A 16,123-nucleotide genomic window follows, 5' to 3' on the forward strand; every position below is an offset into this window, starting at 1 on the left:
TGACACCCCGTCGACCATGAGGAAGCACCTGTCCGGGGTGTGCCGGTCCACATGGGGTGTCGGTGGATCAAGAGCGTTAATCCGGACAAAAGTTGCGGGGGCATTGGACGTGAAGGTCCAGGAGCGTGCGACTGCGGGTCTCAAGGGAGCCGGCGCCGCGGTAGGGGAGAGGCTTCCTTCCGCGCCGCGCGAGCGTAAGCCCGCATTGGCCGCACTCGCGGTTCTGCTGATTCTCGTGGGGGCCCTCGGCGCCACCGTGCTGGTAATGCGCGCCGGTGAACGCATTGAGGTCGTGAAGGTCAAGCAGCGGGTTACCGCAGGGAAAAAGATTCCGGATTCCCGTGATGTCATCGAGCCCGTCATGGTGGCCGAGGACTCGGCCATCAAGTACGTGCGCTGGAGCGACCGGAGCCTGCTCACCAAGTACCGGGCCGTCACGGATATCGTCCCCGGCACGCTGCTCGTCGGTTCGATGCTGACGGGCAAGGAAGGGCTTGCCGAAGGAAAGGTCGTCGTCGGTCTTTCCCTCAAGGACGGGCAGTATCCGCAGGGGCTCGCCGAAGGCGACACGGTCGCCGTGTACCGCGTCGGATCCGACGCGCAGAAGGGGTCGGGGGACAAGTCTTCCGGAGGTTCCGGTTCCACCGGATCCTCGGGGGACAAGTCTTCCGGATCCACCGGCTCCGTCGGCAACGGCAACCTCCTCGCCCGCACCGCCAAGGTCCAGTCCGTCCCCTCCGGCAGCAAGGACGGATTCGGCGGCGGTGGCCTGCCCGTCACCGTCGTCGTCGCCGAAGCGGAGAGCGCCGCACTGACCCAGGCCGCGGCGGCCGGGCAGGTCGCCGTCGTCAAGGTTCCGGCGAGCGCGGGTTGATGTCCGGGCGGAAGCCGGTATCCGGGCGGCAGCCCCTGGCCGGACGGAAGCCGATGTCATCGACGGCAGCGCATACAGCAGCGCACACGGCAGCCCATACCGGCAGCGCACCCGGCGGAGACGCAGAAAGCGGAGACGTAGACAACACATGGCCCTCATCGCCATAGCCGCCGACAAAGGCTCCCCCGGCGTCACCACCACAGCCGTGGCCCTCGCCGCGGTCTGGCCGCGGCGCGCCCTGCTCGCCGAGGCCGACCCGGCCGGCGGCGACCTGGTGTACCGGTGCGCGGCGGCGCACGGTGGCCCGCTCGACCCGAACACCGGGATGCTCTCCCTGGCCGCGACGGCGCGCCGCGGGCTCGTCGCCGAGCAGGTCTGGGACCACGCCCAGCCCGTCTCCGGCGGCCTGGAGGTGCTCGTCGGGCTCGGCAACTCCGAGCAGTCCACCGGCCTCGCCGGTGTGTGGCCCGTCCTGGGCAGCGCCTTCGCCGGGCTCGCAGGCTCCCAGCACGGTGCCGCGGACGTGATCGCCGACTGCGGGCGCATCGGCGTGGACCCGGTGGTCACCGGCCTCTTCGCCCAGGCCTCGCTGGTCCTCCTGGTGTCCCGCACGGAGCCCGAGCAGCTCGCCCGCGTACGGGACCGGGCGGCCGCGCTCTCCGCCAGGCTGCACGGTGCGCAGCGCGGCACCGCCCACATCACGCCCCTCATCGGGGTGGTGCTCGTCGTGGACGCGCGGGACAGCGCGAAGATCGCTGGTCAGATGAACGACATGCTCGTCGCCTCCCAGTCGGTGGCCAGGGTCGTCGGCGTGGTCGCCCACGACCCCGCGGGCGCCGGGCAGTTGGCCGGGCGCAGGCGCGGCAGTGCGGCGAAGTCGCTTCTGGTGCGCTCGGTGCGCAAGGTGGCCGCCGATCTCCACCAGCAGTTCGGGGCCGCATGGGCGGCGACCGGGGCGGGCACCGGCACCCGTATGCCCGACGGGGCGGGTGGCCCGCGATGAGCGCCGTCAACCACCACCTCGTCAAGCAGTTCCGGCAGGAGGCCGGCGACCGCATCGCCGAGCAGCGCCGCCTCGACCAGGCTTCGGGCCTGGCCCCGATGTCGGGCGAGGACGAGCGGCAGTACGCGCGGGCGGTCATCGCGCAGATCCTGGAGGAGTACGCGCGCGCCGAGATCGGCGCCGGCCGTACCCCGCTGGACGCGGTGACCGAGGAGCAGTACGCGAACGCCGTGCACGCGGCGCTCTTCGGCGTCGGTCGCCTGCAGCCCCTGCTGGACGACCCGGACGTCGAGAACATCGACATCAACGGCTGCGACCAGGTCTTCGTCGGCTACGCCGACGGACGGGAGCAGCGCGGGGAGCCGGTGGCCGAGAGCGACGAGGAGCTGATCGAGCTCATCCAGATCCTGGGCGCCTACTCGGGTCTGTCGTCGCGCCCCTTCGACTCGGCGAACCCCCAGCTCGACCTGCGGCTCCCGGACGGCTCCCGGCTCTCGGCCGTCATGGATGTCACGCGCAGGCCGGCGCTGTCGATCCGCCGGGCCCGCCTGGGCAAGGTCTTCCTGGCCGATCTCGTGGGGAACGCCACCCTCACCCCGGAGCTCGGCGACTTCCTGACCTGCGCGGTCCGGGCCCGTAAGAACATCATGATCGCCGGGGCGACGAACGCGGGGAAGACGACCCTGCTGCGTGCCCTCGCCAACGAGATTCCCGCGCACGAGCGGCTGATCACCGTGGAGCGGGCGCTGGAGCTCGGCCTGGACCAGTTCCCGGAACTGCATCCCAACGTGGTCGCGTTCGAGGAACGGCTGCCCAACTCGGAGGGCCTCGGGTCCATCGCCATGGCGGAGCTCGTGCGGCGCTCCCTGCGCATGAACCCCTCCCGGGTGATCGTCGGCGAGGTGCTCGGTGACGAGATCGTGACGATGCTCAACGCGATGTCCCAGGGCAACGACGGCTCGCTCTCCACGATCCACGCCAACAGCTCCAGCGAGGTCTTCAACCGCATCTCGACCTACGCCCTCCAGGCCGCCGAGCGGCTTCCCATCGAGGCGAGCCAGATGCTGATCGCGGGCGCCGTCAACTTCGTCGTCTTCGTGGAGCGCCGCAACCAGTACCAGGACGGGGGGCGACTCAGTCGCGTGGTCACCTCCGTCCGGGAGGTGAACGGCGTCGACGGCCGGGTGCTGTCGAGCGAGGTGTTCGCCGAAGGGCCGGACGGCCGGGTGCTGCCGCACGCGCCCATCGCGTGTCTCGACGAGCTGGTCGCGCAGGGATACCGCCCGACCGGGCACTGGAGGTAGCGGCGTGGGCATGTCCTCACTGGCTTCGGGCGCGGTTTCCGGCGCGGCCTCGGTTTCCGGCGCGGCTCCGGCTTCCGGCGCGGCTTCGGTTTCGGGCGGGGCTTCGGAAGCGGCTTCGGGCTTCCTGCCTGCGGGCGGCGCGGGGGGCCTCTTCTCGCTGCCCGTGCTGTACGCGCTGCTCTGCGGCGTCGTCGTCGGCGGCGGGCTCGCGCTGTTGATCGTCGCGCTGCGGGGGCTGCCGGCGAAGCCCGCCCACGAGAAGGCCAAGGCGCAGGACCGCCTGGCCGAGCTGGTCCGGTTCGCCGGCCGCCGCGGCTCGCTGGCCGTCGGCGTCGGCCTGGTGGTCCTGCTGCTGACCCGGTGGCTGGTCGCGGGCGCCGCCGCCGGCCTGCTCGTCTTCGTCTGGGACCGCCTCTTCGGCGGAGCCGGCGAGGAACGCCTCGCCATGCGGCGCATCGAGGCGCTCGCCTCCTGGACCGAATCACTGCGCGACACCATCGCGGGCGCGGTCGGCCTGGAGCAGGCCATCCCCGCGTCCGCCCGCGGCGCGGCCCCGGCGCTCCGCCCCCACCTGGACGCCCTGGTGGACCGGCTGCGCGCCCGTACGCCCCTGCCCGACGCGCTCCAGACGCTCGCGGACGAGATCGACGACGCGTCGGCCGACATCGTCGTCGCCGCTCTCATCCTCAACGCGCGGCTGCGCGGGCCCGGCCTTCGCGAAGTGCTCGGCGCCCTGGCGAAGTCCGCCCGCGAGGAGGTGGACATGCGCCGTCGGGTGATGGCGCAGCGCGCGTCGACGCGGCGCAGCGTGCAGATCGTCGTCGGGGTGTCGGTGGCCTTCGTGCTCGGCCTGTCGGTCTTCAACCGGGAGTTCGTCTCCCCCTACGGTTCGCCGCTGGGCCAGCTCGTCCTGGCCTGTGTGTGCGGCCTGTTCGGCCTGGGCTTCTGGTGGCTGCGGAAGCTGTCGAGCATCGAGACGCCCGACCGCTTCCTCGTCCGTGACGAGCCGTCGGTGCAGTTCGTACGGCCGCGCCAGGCCGAGGAGGAGGTGGGCCCGCGTGAATGACGCGCTGACCATGCCCGTGCTCGTCGGAGCGGTTCTCGGCCTCGGCGTCTTCGTGCTGATACGAGCCCTGGTGCCCGGCAAGCGCAGCAGCCTGTCGCAGGTGGCGCAGATCGACGCGCTGCGGGCCCGCGGTGCGGCCGCCCTGGCCGCGGACCACGGCGCGGCCGAAGAGGAGGCCGGACGGTTCGGTTCGCTGCGCGCCCGGGTGGGGCAGCGGGTCGCGGAGTTCTACCGGCAGCAGGGCTGGGAGCAGCGCTCGCTCCGCGCCGACCTCGCGGTCCTGGACCGCGGCTGGGAGGCGTTCCTGGCGACGAAGATCCTCCTGGCGGCGGCGGGCCTGGTCTTCGGCCCGTTCGTCTTCGTGGTGGTCTGGACGCTCGGCTTCGGCAGCGGGCCGGTGATCCCCGTCTGGCTGGCGCTGGTGTTCGCGGCGGTCTTCTTCATGCTGCCGGACCTGGAGGTCCGGCGCGACGCGGCCGACAAGCGCCGTGACCTGCGCCGGGTCGTCGGCGCCTACCTGGACCTGGTCGCCATGAACCTGGCGGGGGGCCGCGGCCTCCCCGAGGCGCTGATGGCGGCCGCCGAGGTGAGCGACGGCTGGGCGATCCGGCGGGTGCGCAACGCGCTGGCCGACGCCCGCATCACCGGACTGAGCCAGTGGCAGGCGCTCGGGGACCTCGGTGAGGAACTCGGCATCGACGAACTCAAGGACCTGTCCGCGTCGCTGGCCCTGGTGGCCGACGACGGCGCGAAGGTGCGGGAGTCGCTCGGCTCCCGCGCAGAAACGATGCGGCACCGGGAAATGGCGGAGATCGAAGGAAGCGCGGGCGAGAAGTCGCAGTCGATGCTCGTGGCCCAGCTGCTCCTCTGTGCCGGCTTCCTGGTCTTTCTGATCTTCCCGGCGGCGATGCGGGTCTTCCAGCAGGGATGACCTGCCGTCGCCCTTCCCCCTCTCCGAAAGGACACCCAAGTGAAATCCGGACTCCGTATCAGCCACCCGGCTGTGGACTTCCTCGTCGTCTTCCTGCAGGGCCGCGTGGCCAAGGCGCGCTCCGCCGAGACGGACCGCGGTGCGTCGGCGGTGGAGTGGGTGATCATCTCCGCGGTGGTCGTCGCCATCGTCGGGGTGGTCGCCGCCGTCATCAGCAAGGCGCTCAAGGGCGGTGCCGACAAGGTCAGCCACTGCATCGAGGGCGCCGACGCCGACAAGACCTGCACGAGTAAGTGACCCATGGGACGACGGGGGGCCGTGCGGCGCGCTGTGCGCCGCCGGGTGGAAGCCGTAGGAGGTGACGCCGGCAGCGGCCGCCGTCGTACGGACGGCTGCGCCCGTGCCGGCGTGCGCGCTCGCGTCGGCATCCTCCGCGGTCGTACGAGCGACCGCGGCATGACCGCCATCGAGTTCGTGCTGCTCACCCCCGTGCTGTTCTTCATGATCTTCGCGACGGTGCAGTTCGCCCTGTACTTCTGGGCCGACCACGTCGCCCAGGCCGCCGCTCAGGCAGGGGCGCGCAAGGCCCGGGCCGAGGCGGACGAGAACCCGGGCGGCTGGCGCGGGAAGGCCGGCGAGCAGGCCCGCTCGTACATCCGGCAGCTCGGCCCCAGCCTGCTCGTCGACCCCGAGGTCAAGGCGGTGCACCCCGGGCCGGGCACCGTGGGCGTCGAGGTCGAGGCGGGGGTGCCGACCATCCTTCCGGGCATGCGGCTGACCGTGCACGCGCAGTCGCAGGGCCCGGTCGAGCGTTTCGTGGAGGACCGGGGGTGAGAGCGGTGCAGCGGCGGAGCCCGGCCGGCGACGCGGGGCTGTCGACCATCGAGGTCGTCATCCTCGCCCCGGTGATGATCCTGTTCATCCTGGTGCTCGTCGCCTTCGGGCAGATGGTCGACGGTCGCGGTGCGGTGGACGGGGCGGCCCGGGACGCCGCACGCGCCGGATCGATCCAGCACGCCTACCCGGTGGCCATGAGCGAGGCCCGCAAGGCGGCCGAGGCCGACCTGGAGGACGTGTGCTCGGGGCCGGTGACCGTCCGCATGACGTCCGAGTTCCGGCCCGGCGGCTTCTTCACCGTCGAGGTGAGCTGTGAGGTCCGGGGGCTGGCCATGCTCGGCCTGGACATCGGCAAGACGATGACCGGGCACTCCAGTTCGCCCATCGACCCGTACCGGAGGGCGGCATGACGGCCCCGGAGCGGCGCGACGGCCCGTCCCGGCCGGGCACCGGCCCGTTCCGCCGGCCCGGGGGACGGCCGGGCGAGCAGGCACGGTTCGGCGACCTGGCGCGGTTCGGCGATCGCGGGTCCGGAGCCGCGGCGGTGCTGGTCTTCGCCCTGCTCTTCCTGGCCCTCGCCGCCTTCGTCGTCGACGGCGGGATGTCCATCTCCCAGCGGGAGCGCGCGGCCGACATCGCCGAGCAGGCCGCCCGGTACGCCGCGCAGGACATCGACGTGTCGGCCCTGCGCGACGGCGGTGGCTCCGCGCCCATCAACTACGAGAACTGCACGGCCAGGGCGCGCAGGTACATGGCCGAGGCCGGGATGTCCGGACCCGACGTCGCGGCCTCGCACTGCACGGACGCCAGCGGCCCCCGCCAGGTCGAAGTCGAGGTCCGGCTGACGTACCGGCCGGTGCTGACCGGTCTCTTCTACCAGGGCGACCTCACCGTGCACGGCACCTCGAAGGCCGAGTCCCACACCGGCTGACCCGCTGTACCGCCGTCCCTGCCGCACCCCTTCCCGCCGTCCCCGTCCCCCCTTCCTCCGATCAGTCCCCAAGCCAGCCACCACAGTCGTCCACGGGAGCAGAGAGCCATGGCGCGCAACACCACCAGGACCCCCCGACCGGGCCTGCCCCGGCACCGCCGCACCGCGGGCGACTTCGTCAAGGCGTTCCTCGCGTTCGTGGCTCTCGCGGCCCTCCTCGCCGGAGTGCCCGTCGCGCTCGCGCACTTCGTCGGCTGGCCGCTGCCGCACTCTGTGCCCTCCGCCGACGTCTTCCGGCGGGAGATCACGGCGGACCTCTTCATCAAGGTGCTGACGGCCCTCGTCTGGCTGGCCTGGGCCCAGTTCGCGGCGTGCGTCCTCGTCGAGGTGAAGGCGGAGGTCTCCGGGGTCGGACTGTCCCCGCGGGTGCCCGGCGCGGGCCCGAGCCAGCTCCTCGCCCGTCAGCTCGTGGCGGCCCTGCTGCTGGTCGGCGCGGCCGGCGCGAGCCTCACCCCCGGTCTGGCCCAGCTCGGGAACAAGCTGGACGGCGGCAACCACCGGCCTCCGGTGGCGGTGGCCGAGCAGACGCCGGGCGGCGGTCAGGAACAGCCGGCCGGCGCCCGGGCGGACGGCGAGCGGGGCGGCACCGCGGACCGGGCCCGCCCGGCACCCTCCGGCGCCACGGGCGACGAACTGCACAAGGGAACCAAGTTCTACCGCGTCCAGCCGCCCGAGGGCCGCCACCACGACTCCCTGTGGGAGATCGCCGAACGCCACCTGGACGACGGCCGCCGGTACAAGGAGATCTACGAGCTCAACAAGGACCGGGTGCAGCCGGACGGCGAGAAGCTCACCGAGGCCAGCCTGATCCGCCCGGGCTGGATCATGGAGATGCCGGCGGACGCGCACGGCGGCGAACTCGTCCAGATGCCCGACGAAGCGCCCCGGGTGCCCGAGCAGGTGCGCCAGGAGATCCGGGACTACGACCGGACGGGCCCCCACGCGGAGGACCGGCAGGCCGGGCACCAGCAGCCTGCACAGCCTGCACAGCCTGCACAGGACGTCAACGCCGAGCAGCCCGCGGGGGCGCCGGCCGAGCTTCCCATCGAGACCGCTCCCGGCGGCGCCACGGCCGTTCCCGCGGCCGGCGGCCCCGGCTCGTTCGGCCTCGCCGAGGCCCTCGTCGCCGCGCCTCTGCTCGCCGCGGGCCTGCTCGCCGCCCTGGGACGCCGCCGCCGTACGGAGCTGTGGCAGGCGGCGGCCACCGTGGCCGGCCGCCGTTCCGGTGCCGCGCCGACCGGTGCCGCCGCGAACGCCCGGGACGCGCTGATGGTCGGAGCGGACCCGGCGGCAGTGCGAGACCTCGACCGCGGGCTGCGCTCGCTGTCGGCCGTCCTCTCCGCCGCCTCCCGGCAGTTGCCGGCCGTCTACGCCGCCTGGCTCACCGACACGGAGCTCCACCTGCAGCTCGCGCAGGACTCCGGCGAGCCCCCCGCCCCCTGGCGCGAAGGCACCGGAACGGCCGTGTGGAGCGTGCCGCGCTCCGAGACCCGCCTGCCCGAGGACGCCGACGAGGACACCGCCGCCCCGTACCCCGGGCTCGTCAGCCTGGGCACCGTCGACGGCGCACGGCTGCTGCTGAACCTGGAGGCCGTCCCCGGCATCGTCTCCTTGACCGGCGCGGCGGCCGACCGCGCCGACGTCCTCGCCTCCGTGGCGGCCGAGCTCGCCACCAACGGCTGGTCGGACCGGCTCACCCTGACCCTCGTCGGCTTCGACCAGGACCTGCGCGCGCTGGCCCCGGCCCGCATCCGCGTGCTCGACGACGTCGACGCCCTGGTCGAGGCCATGCGGGTCGAGACCCGGCAGCGCCGTGCCGCGCTGAGCACGGCGGGCCACGACTCGGTGCTGACCGGCCGCGCGGGACGGGCCCGGCACACGCAGTGGGCGCCCCACCTGGTGATCGTGGCCGCCGAGCCGGGCGAGGCCGAGGCCGCCGCCCTGGCCGAGCTCGCGGCCGGCTCCGACCGGCTCGGCATCGGCTACCTCGTCGGCATCGGGGGCTCCGGGCTGCAGGGCGCGTCGTGGGAACTGGAGATCACCCCCGCCGGGCGGCTCCTAGCTCCCCTCCTGGGCCTGGAGCTCGACGCCCAGAAGCTGCCGCAGTCGCAGGTCGAGGCGGTCGTCGAGCTCTTCGCCACCACCGCCGACAGCGGGCCCGAGCACGACCCGGACCCCGCGGACAGCCCCTTCCTGGTCGACATCACCGAGGCCGGCAGGCCCGCGGTGTACGCCCGTCTGGTCGGCTCCTACGAGGTCATCGGGCCCGTTGCTCCCGACGACGAGCGCAGCCCTCTGCTGCACGAGGCTCTGGCCATGCTCCTGCTGCACCGCGAGGGCGTGCATCCGCGCGTCCTCGCCTCCGGCCTGTGGCCGCGCGGCGTCACCACCGACGTGCGGGACGCGCTCGTCGCCCGGCTGCGGGACTGGCTCGGTACGGAACCCGACGGCGCGCCCCGGCTCCGCACCGACGCGGCGGGCAGGCTGACGCTGGCGCCGTCGGTGGTCTCGGACCTCGACGTGCTGCGCACGCTCCACCACGAGGCCACGCAGGGCGAGGGAGCGCAGCGTCCGGCCGTGCGGGAGCGCCTGCTGACCGACGCCCTCGGGCTCGCCCGGGGACCGTTGCTCACGGACCGGCCCGCCGGCCGGTACGGCTGGCTGGAACACGAGATCGTCGAGGCGCAGCTGCCCCTGCTCGTCGCCGACGTCGCGCTCGCCCTGTCCGCCCACCACCTGGAGGCCGGCCGCGTGGAGGCCGCCGCCGAGGCCGTGAACGCGGCGCTGGTGACGGCGCCCGCCGACGAGCGGCTGTGGAACCAGCTGCTCCGTGCGGTGCACGCTTCGGGCGACGTGGCGCTGCTGGCGGAGACGGCGGATTCCCTCGTCGCCCGGAACGCCGCACTCGGCGGCGCCGCCCGCGGCCTGCCGCCGCGCACGGAGGCCCTGCTGGACGAGTTGCTGCCGACGTGGCGCGGGGCGCAGGCCAACTGATCCGATCACCGGGGCCGGGAGCGGCGGACTGCTCCCGGCCCCGCGCTGCACATTAATTCAACAAGCGTTGACATATCTCGGGCGCGGGTGTGCACTGGCATTACGGCCACATGTCCTGACGAGCCACCCGAGGAGCCGTTATGTCCTCCCCGCTCTCCCCCCGGACCGCTTCCACGCCTCCCTCCGCCTCTGCCTCCGCCCCCGCCGATGTCATCGTCGTCGGCGCAGGTCCCACCGGGCTGTTGCTCGCCGGGGATCTGGCCGCCGCCGGTGTGCGGGTGACGGTGGTGGAGAAGAGGGCGCGGGAGTCCAATCTGACCCGGGCGTTCGCCGTTCACGCGCGCACGCTGGAGGCGTTCGACGCCCGGGGGATCGCCGAGCCGCTGCTGGCCACCGGGCCCTTCCTCGACAGCCTCCGGATCTTCGGGCGCGGGAGGATCGACCTCTCCCGGCTGCCCAGCCGGTTCCCCGGCGTGCTGATGACGCCGCAGTACGAGACGGAGCGGGTGCTGGAGGAGCGCGCGCTGAAGGCCGGGGCCGTGCTGCGGCGCGGGGTCGAGGTGACCGGGCTGCGGCAGGATGCCGACGGCGTCGAACTGGACGTCCGTGACGTGGGCGCCCGTGACGACGGCATTCGTGGCGAGGGCATTCGTGGCGAGGGCATTCGTGACGACGGCATTCGTCACGACGGCGACGGTGCGGAAGGCCGGGCCTCCGAGACGTTGCGCGCCTCCTACGTCGTCGGGGCCGACGGCGTCCGCAGCGCCGTGCGCACGGCGCTCGGGATGCCCTTCCCGGGGCGGTCCGTGCTGCGGTCCGTCATGCTCGCCGACGTGCGGCTGGAGACCGAGCCCGACGGGCTGCCCGTCTTCAACAGCGGCCGCGACGGCTTCGCCTTCCTCGTGGCCTTCGGCGACGGCTACTACCGGGCCATCGCCTGGCGGCGCGGCTGCGAGCTGCCCTCCAGCGCCCCTGTCGATCTGGACGATCTCAAGGACCTCACCCGCGCCGTCTTCGGCACCGACTACGGCATGCACGACGCCCGCTGGACCTCGCGCTTCCACAGCGACGAGCGGCAGGTGCCGCGCTACCGCGAGGGACGGGTCCTCCTCGCCGGCGACGCCGCCCACGTCCACTCGCCCGCCGGCGGGCTCGGCATGAACGCCGGGCTCCAGGACGCAGCCAACCTCGGCTGGAAGCTCGCCGCCGTCCTCAAGGGCACGGCCCCCGACTCCCTGCTCGACAGCTACCACGACGAACGCCACCCCGTCGGACGGCTGGTGCTGCGCCTGAGCGGCACCCTCGTGCGGTCCGTGCTGCTGGCCTCGCCCGTCGCCCGCGGGCTGCGCGACGCCGTCGCCCTGGCCGCGGGAGCGGTGCCCTTCGCCACCGACCGGGGCGCGCTCATGATCTCCGGCATCGGCATCGGCTACCCGGCGCCGCCCGGCTCCCACCCGCTGACCGGGCGCCGCGCCCCGGACCTGCCCCTCGTGGAGCGCCCGGGCGAGCCCTCCCGCCTGTACGAGGCGCTGCGCGCCGGGACGCACGTCCGCGTCCTGCCGCGCGGCGGGGGCGCACCGTCCCACGACGAGGCGGGCGTCACCACGGTCACCCGTGCCGACGCCCGCCCCACGACGCTCCTCGTCCGGCCCGACGGGTACGTGGCCGAGGCCGCCGACCACGGCTGACCCCGCTCGCGCCCGCCGCCGCGTGCCTCACCTGCGGCGGGCGTCCGCCGCATCCCGCCCGCACGCGTACGCCAGGGCGCTCACCAGCTCCTCCGCGTCCGGCAGCCAGCGGTTGGCGGCCGTGGGCTGGCGCGCCCACTGCACCGAACCGCGCGTGCCCATGCGGGTGGGCGGCGCGACCACGTAGTCACCCTCGCCGCGCGCGATGAGGTCCAGCGACGTGGGGTGCCAGCCCAGCTTCCGGGCGAGGTCCGCGACCTTCAGCGCCCCGCCGGGCAGGACGAAGAACTGCATCCGGCGGAACGGCGTGCACATGACCGGCCCCAGCTGGATGTCCATCCGCTCCATCCGGGCCAGCGCCAGGCAGCCCGCGGTCTCCGGGACGTCCAGCGCGTCGAACGTGCGGCCAGTCGGCAGCAGGACCGAAGCGGCGGGCTGCTTCTGCCACATGCGGCGGACGGCGACCGCGCTGCCGGTGGCCTGGTTCGCCCAGTCCGGGCGGTCCGGGTGCGCACCGGGGGCGGGGCAGCCGGGATCACCGCACGAGCAGTGCTCCCGCCCCTCCTCCACCTGCAGCCACGTGCCGCCGAATACGTCCCAGTGCCGCTCCTCCGCATACCTGACAGCGGCGTCCAGCAGTTGCTCGCTGCGCTGTTGGGGGATGTGCGGGGCTCCTACTGCGATGGTCTCTTCCACGCCCATCACAACTCCCCTCGTCACGAGGGGTTACGGCTCAGGCTCACGCTTGTGGGCGGTGCCAGGACATGCACGTGGGGCGCACGGATGCATGTACGGGGGCGCAGACGCGGGTCGGCCTCCGAGGCTGGGTAGCCACCTCTGCGGCGACAGGGCGAGACCGTCATTGTCTGGCCAATGCCGCCTTTGCTGTCATTACCGTTAAGTCCGCATTCTCCGGACATTCAGGGGGCAAAGATCACAGGGGAAGACGCAGTCGTGAGCTGTCTCAGCTTCTCCGCATTCCGCGGCGGACGGCGCCGCGAACGCTTAGCAGTCTCAGGGGGTACAGCATGGCCGCACGGCCACTCGTGGCGCGGCAGCCGAACGAACGGCTGCAGGCGCTCATTCAGGAAGCCGCCTGTTCCAACGCCGGCCTCGCCCGGCGCGTCAATATGTGCGGCGCCGAACACGGGCTCGACCTGCGCTACGACAAGACTTCCGTAGCGCGCTGGCTGCGCGGTCAGCAGCCGCGCGGGCGGGCGCCCGCCATCATCGCCGAGGCGCTGGGCCGCAAGCTCGGGCGCACCGTGACCATCGACGAGATCGGCATGGCGAACGGCAAGAACCTCGCCTCCGGCGTCGGCCTGCAGTTCTCGCCCACCGTGCTCGGCGCGATCGAGCAGGTGTGTGAGCTGTGGCGGAGCGACGTCGGCCGGCGGGACTTCCTCAGCGGGACGTCCGTCGCCTCCTCCGCGCTCGTCGAGCCGAGCCGCGACTGGCTCATCACCGGCGCCGACCCCCAGGTCGCCCGCAACGCCGGGGCGCGCGTGGGGCCGTCCGACGTCGACGCCGTGCGCGCCACCACGGAGGCCCTGGTCGAACTCGACCACCGGTACGGCAGCGGGCACGTGCGGCCCGTCGTCGTGCACTACCTCAACAGCGTCGTCTCCGGGCTCCTCGCGGGCTCCTACCGCGAGTCCGTGGGGCGCGAACTCTTCGCCGCGGTCGCTAGGTTGACCGAGCTCGCCGGCTACATGGCCGTCGACACCGGCCAGCCGGGCCTCGCCCAGCGGTACTACATCCAGGCGCTGCGCCTCGCCCAGGCTGCGGGGGACCGTGGGTACGGGGGGTACGTGCTGGCCGCCAGCATGAGTCACCTGGCGGCTTCGTTGGGGAACCCAAGGGAAATCGCCCAGTTGGCGAAAGCGGCACAGGAAGGGGCGCGGGGGCACGTCACACCGCGGGCCGAGGCGATGTTCTACGCGGCCGAGGCGCGCGGGCACGCCCTGCTCGGCGACGCGCGGTCGTGCCAGGGCGTCGCGGCCAAGGCCATGGCCAAGCTCGAACAGGCCGGGGACCCCTCGCCGGACTCCGGCGACGACCCCTCCTGGATCCGGCACTTCGACCACGCCTACCTGGCCGACGAACTGGCCCACTGCCACCGGGATCTCGGGCAGGCCGAACAGGCCCGGCGGCACGCGGAGGAGGCCATCGCCGGGCACGCGGAGGGACGCGTGCGCAGGCGCGCCATCGGGATGATGCTGCTGGCCACGGCGCAGGTCCAGCAGCGGGACGTCGACGAGGCGTGTGCCACCGGGGTACGGGCGCTGGACCTGCTGGGCACGCTGAGGTCGAACCGGGGCGCGGAGTACCTGGACGACTTCCAGCAGCGGCTCGCGCCCTACCGGGAGGAGCCGGTGGTACGGGAATTCGGCGCCCGGCTGGAGGTGCAGGCGGCGTAAGGGGGACCGCCGCAGGCGCCGCCCCCTGCCCCTTACCGGGCAGGGGGCGGCCGCATGGCCCTGCCGTGCGGCGACCCGGTAGCGTGGCCGCGCTATCGATAAGTTGCCGTACAGCTTGAGGAGTCCCGGTGACGCAGAGCGGACAGGGCAACGCGCCTCAGCCGGCCCCCGGCCGGCCCTGGGGCGAGCCGTGGGGGCCCGACGCGCAGCGCGCCCCCCTGCCGCCCGAGATGCCGCCGGGCACGCCGCCGGGCGCGCCTCCGCGCCCCGGTGACTCCGAGGCCACGCAGTACTTGCCGCCGGTCCTGGGCACCGGGCCCGCTCCCGCCGCCCCCGACTCCGCCTCCGAGGCCACGCAGTACTTGCCGCCGGTCGCCTCCGGGCCGCTCCCGGGAGCCCCGCAGCCGCCCGCGCCGTACGCGCAGGGCGGTGCCGGTCAGGGCGGCGCCCAGGGGGGTGCGTCCGGCGGTGCCCCGGGCGGGCAGTCCGCGGATCCCGCGACCCAGTACTTGCCGCCGCTCCCCGACTCGGCCGCGGCGTCCACGCAGTACCTGCCGCCGGTCGGAGGAAACGCTTCTTCGGACGGGGCCTCCGCCGCCACCCAGTACCTTCCGCCCGTGCCGGGTTCCGCCCCGTCCGGCGGGGACGCGGCTGCCGCGGCGACCCAGTACCTGCCACCGATCGGTGGAGGCGCGCCCTCCGCCGGGAACGGGCCCTCCGGCGGAAACGCGCCCTCCGTCGGGGACGCGGCCACGCAGTACCTCCCGCCGGTCGGCGGTGGCGCGCCCGCGGGCGGCGACGCGGCCGCCGCAGCGACCCAGTACCTTCCGCCCGTGCCGGGGGCTGCGCCCTCCGGCGGGGACGCGGCCGCGGCAGCGACCCAGTACCTTCCGCCGGTCGGCGGGAACGCGTCCTCCGGCGGGGCCCCCGCCGCGGGCGCCCCGTATCCGCCGCCCGCCCCCGGAGCCGCGGCGTCCGCCGGTGAAGCGACGCAGATGCTTCCCCCGCAGACCGGCGGCCCCGTCCCGCCGCCGCCCGGCGCTCCCGCCGCCCGTCCGCCCTTCGGGGCCCTCGGGGGCATGGCCGCGCAGGGGGAGCGGCCGCCGCCCTCCGAGTTCGACGGGCTGTTCCGCGCCTCCGCGGACGCCGCCGCCGGCACCGCCGCCCGGCAGGCCGGCCGCGAGCCCGCGGCGGCCGGGCACGTCCCCCCGCCGCGCGGCCCGCACACGGCTCCCCGGCACCCCGCCCCCGCTCCGGCCCCCGCCTCCCCGCCCTCCCGGCGGAAGCTGCCCACCGCGGCCATCGTCGGCATCGTCGTCGCGGGCTGTGCCGCCGCCGGGCTCGCCGCCGGGGCGCTGCTCAGCGGCGGGGACGAGAAGAAGAGCGACCCCCCGCAGAACGCCGCGGTCAGCTCCGCGGCGCCCAGCAGCGCGCCGGAGGACGACGGCGGGAAGAAGAAAAAGGAGCCGTCCGCCGACCCCGCGGACCCGGCCGTCGCCCAGGCCAAGGCCCTGGACGCCCTGCTGAAGGACAGCAACAACAGCCGCGACGCCGTCATCAAGGCGGTCGATTCCACCCGTAACTGCAAGGACCTGGGCAAATCCGCCTCCGACCTGCGCGACGCCGCCAAGCAGCGCGACGGCCTGGTGACCCGCCTCCAGCAGACGCCGATCGACAAGCTCCCCAACAGCGCCCAGCTCTCGGCGCAGCTGACCAAGGCCTGGAAGTCCTCCGCGTCCGCGGACACCCACTACGCGGCGTGGGCGGACCAGGTGGGCGGCAAGCACGGGTGCGTCAAGGGCCACGCCCGCCCGTCCGGCGAGAGCGCCGCGGGCGACCGGGCCAGCGGCGAGGCGACCGCCGCCAAGAAGGCGGCCGCGGAGCTGTGGAACCCGATCGCCAAGAAGTACGGACTGTCGCAGCACTCCTGGGCGCAGCTGTAGCGGCGTCTCTGCAGCTGCGCAGCTGCAGCTGCAGCGACCGCGGCGCCCGTCGGCGCCCTTCGGCGATCTTCG

14 protein-coding genes are annotated in these 16,123 nt (G+C 74.0%); 13 read left to right on the top strand and 1 reads right to left on the bottom strand.

What is annotated here, in order from left to right; all coding sequences use genetic code 11:
• Positions 1–109: 109 nt before the first annotated feature.
• From NQU55_RS05350 to NQU55_RS05400, 11 genes are all read left to right on the top strand, one after another.
• Entirely contained in the window at positions 110–874 is a 765-nt protein-coding gene (locus NQU55_RS05350) for a hypothetical protein (protein ID WP_168096074.1), read from the top strand.
• A 148-nt stretch (positions 875–1,022) separates the two neighbouring features.
• A complete protein-coding gene (locus tag NQU55_RS05355; protein WP_168096072.1) occupies positions 1,023–1,877 on the top strand; it encodes a hypothetical protein in 855 nt (284 codons plus the stop codon).
• Positions 1,874–3,181, top strand: a complete 1,308-nt coding sequence (locus NQU55_RS05360; protein WP_168096073.1) for a TadA family conjugal transfer-associated ATPase — start codon at positions 1,874–1,876, stop codon at positions 3,179–3,181. Before NQU55_RS05355 ends, NQU55_RS05360 begins: the two co-directional genes overlap by 4 nt.
• A gap of 10 nt (positions 3,182–3,191) precedes the next feature.
• Positions 3,192–4,247, top strand: coding sequence for a type II secretion system F family protein (locus NQU55_RS05365; protein WP_256789904.1), 1,056 nt, complete (start codon positions 3,192–3,194; stop codon positions 4,245–4,247).
• A 10-nt stretch (positions 4,248–4,257) separates the two neighbouring features.
• Entirely contained in the window at positions 4,258–5,178 is a 921-nt protein-coding gene (locus NQU55_RS05370; protein WP_168096219.1) for a type II secretion system F family protein, read from the top strand.
• A 39-nt stretch (positions 5,179–5,217) separates the two neighbouring features.
• A complete protein-coding gene (locus NQU55_RS05375) occupies positions 5,218–5,475 on the top strand; it encodes a hypothetical protein (protein WP_168096215.1) in 258 nt (85 codons plus the stop codon).
• A gap of 3 nt (positions 5,476–5,478) precedes the next feature.
• Positions 5,479–6,012: a TadE family protein gene (locus NQU55_RS05380; RefSeq protein ID WP_240976966.1), complete on the top strand. Its 534-nt coding sequence runs from the start codon at positions 5,479–5,481 to the stop codon at positions 6,010–6,012.
• Complete coding sequence (locus NQU55_RS05385) at positions 6,009–6,425, top strand: TadE/TadG family type IV pilus assembly protein (protein WP_256789905.1); 417 nt, start codon at positions 6,009–6,011, stop codon at positions 6,423–6,425. Before NQU55_RS05380 ends, NQU55_RS05385 begins: the two co-directional genes overlap by 4 nt.
• The gene (locus NQU55_RS05390; protein ID WP_168096214.1) at positions 6,422–6,946 is read left to right on the top strand and encodes a pilus assembly protein TadG-related protein; all 525 of its coding nucleotides are present in this window, start codon (positions 6,422–6,424) and stop codon (positions 6,944–6,946) included. The genes NQU55_RS05385 and NQU55_RS05390 overlap by 4 nt, the downstream gene beginning before the upstream one ends.
• Positions 6,947–7,054: 108 nt before the next feature.
• Positions 7,055–10,000 carry a BTAD domain-containing putative transcriptional regulator gene (locus tag NQU55_RS05395; RefSeq protein ID WP_256789906.1) on the top strand — a complete coding sequence of 982 codons (2,946 nt, stop codon included), beginning with the start codon at positions 7,055–7,057 and terminating at the stop codon, positions 9,998–10,000.
• A gap of 140 nt (positions 10,001–10,140) precedes the next feature.
• The gene (locus NQU55_RS05400) at positions 10,141–11,688 is read left to right on the top strand and encodes an FAD-dependent monooxygenase (protein WP_168095906.1); all 1,548 of its coding nucleotides are present in this window, start codon (positions 10,141–10,143) and stop codon (positions 11,686–11,688) included.
• Between the two features lie 27 nt (positions 11,689–11,715).
• On the opposite strand, the gene NQU55_RS05405 is transcribed toward NQU55_RS05400, so the two are convergent.
• Positions 11,716–12,390: a bifunctional DNA primase/polymerase gene (locus NQU55_RS05405; RefSeq protein ID WP_168095905.1), complete on the bottom strand. Its 675-nt coding sequence runs from the start codon at positions 12,388–12,390 to the stop codon at positions 11,716–11,718.
• A 326-nt stretch (positions 12,391–12,716) separates the two neighbouring features.
• Here NQU55_RS05405 and NQU55_RS05410 point away from each other — a divergent pair, with 326 nt between their 5' ends.
• Both NQU55_RS05410 and NQU55_RS05415 read left to right on the top strand, forming a co-directional pair.
• Entirely contained in the window at positions 12,717–14,108 is a 1,392-nt protein-coding gene (locus NQU55_RS05410; RefSeq protein ID WP_256789907.1) for an NsdA family TPR-like regulatory protein, read from the top strand.
• A gap of 128 nt (positions 14,109–14,236) precedes the next feature.
• Complete coding sequence (locus tag NQU55_RS05415; RefSeq protein WP_256789908.1) at positions 14,237–16,051, top strand: hypothetical protein; 1,815 nt, start codon at positions 14,237–14,239, stop codon at positions 16,049–16,051.
• The last annotated feature ends 72 nt before the right edge of the window (positions 16,052–16,123 follow it).

The organism is Streptomyces telluris (assembly GCF_024519335.1).
In the GTDB taxonomy this organism is placed as follows: domain Bacteria; phylum Actinomycetota; class Actinomycetes; order Streptomycetales; family Streptomycetaceae; genus Streptomyces; species Streptomyces telluris.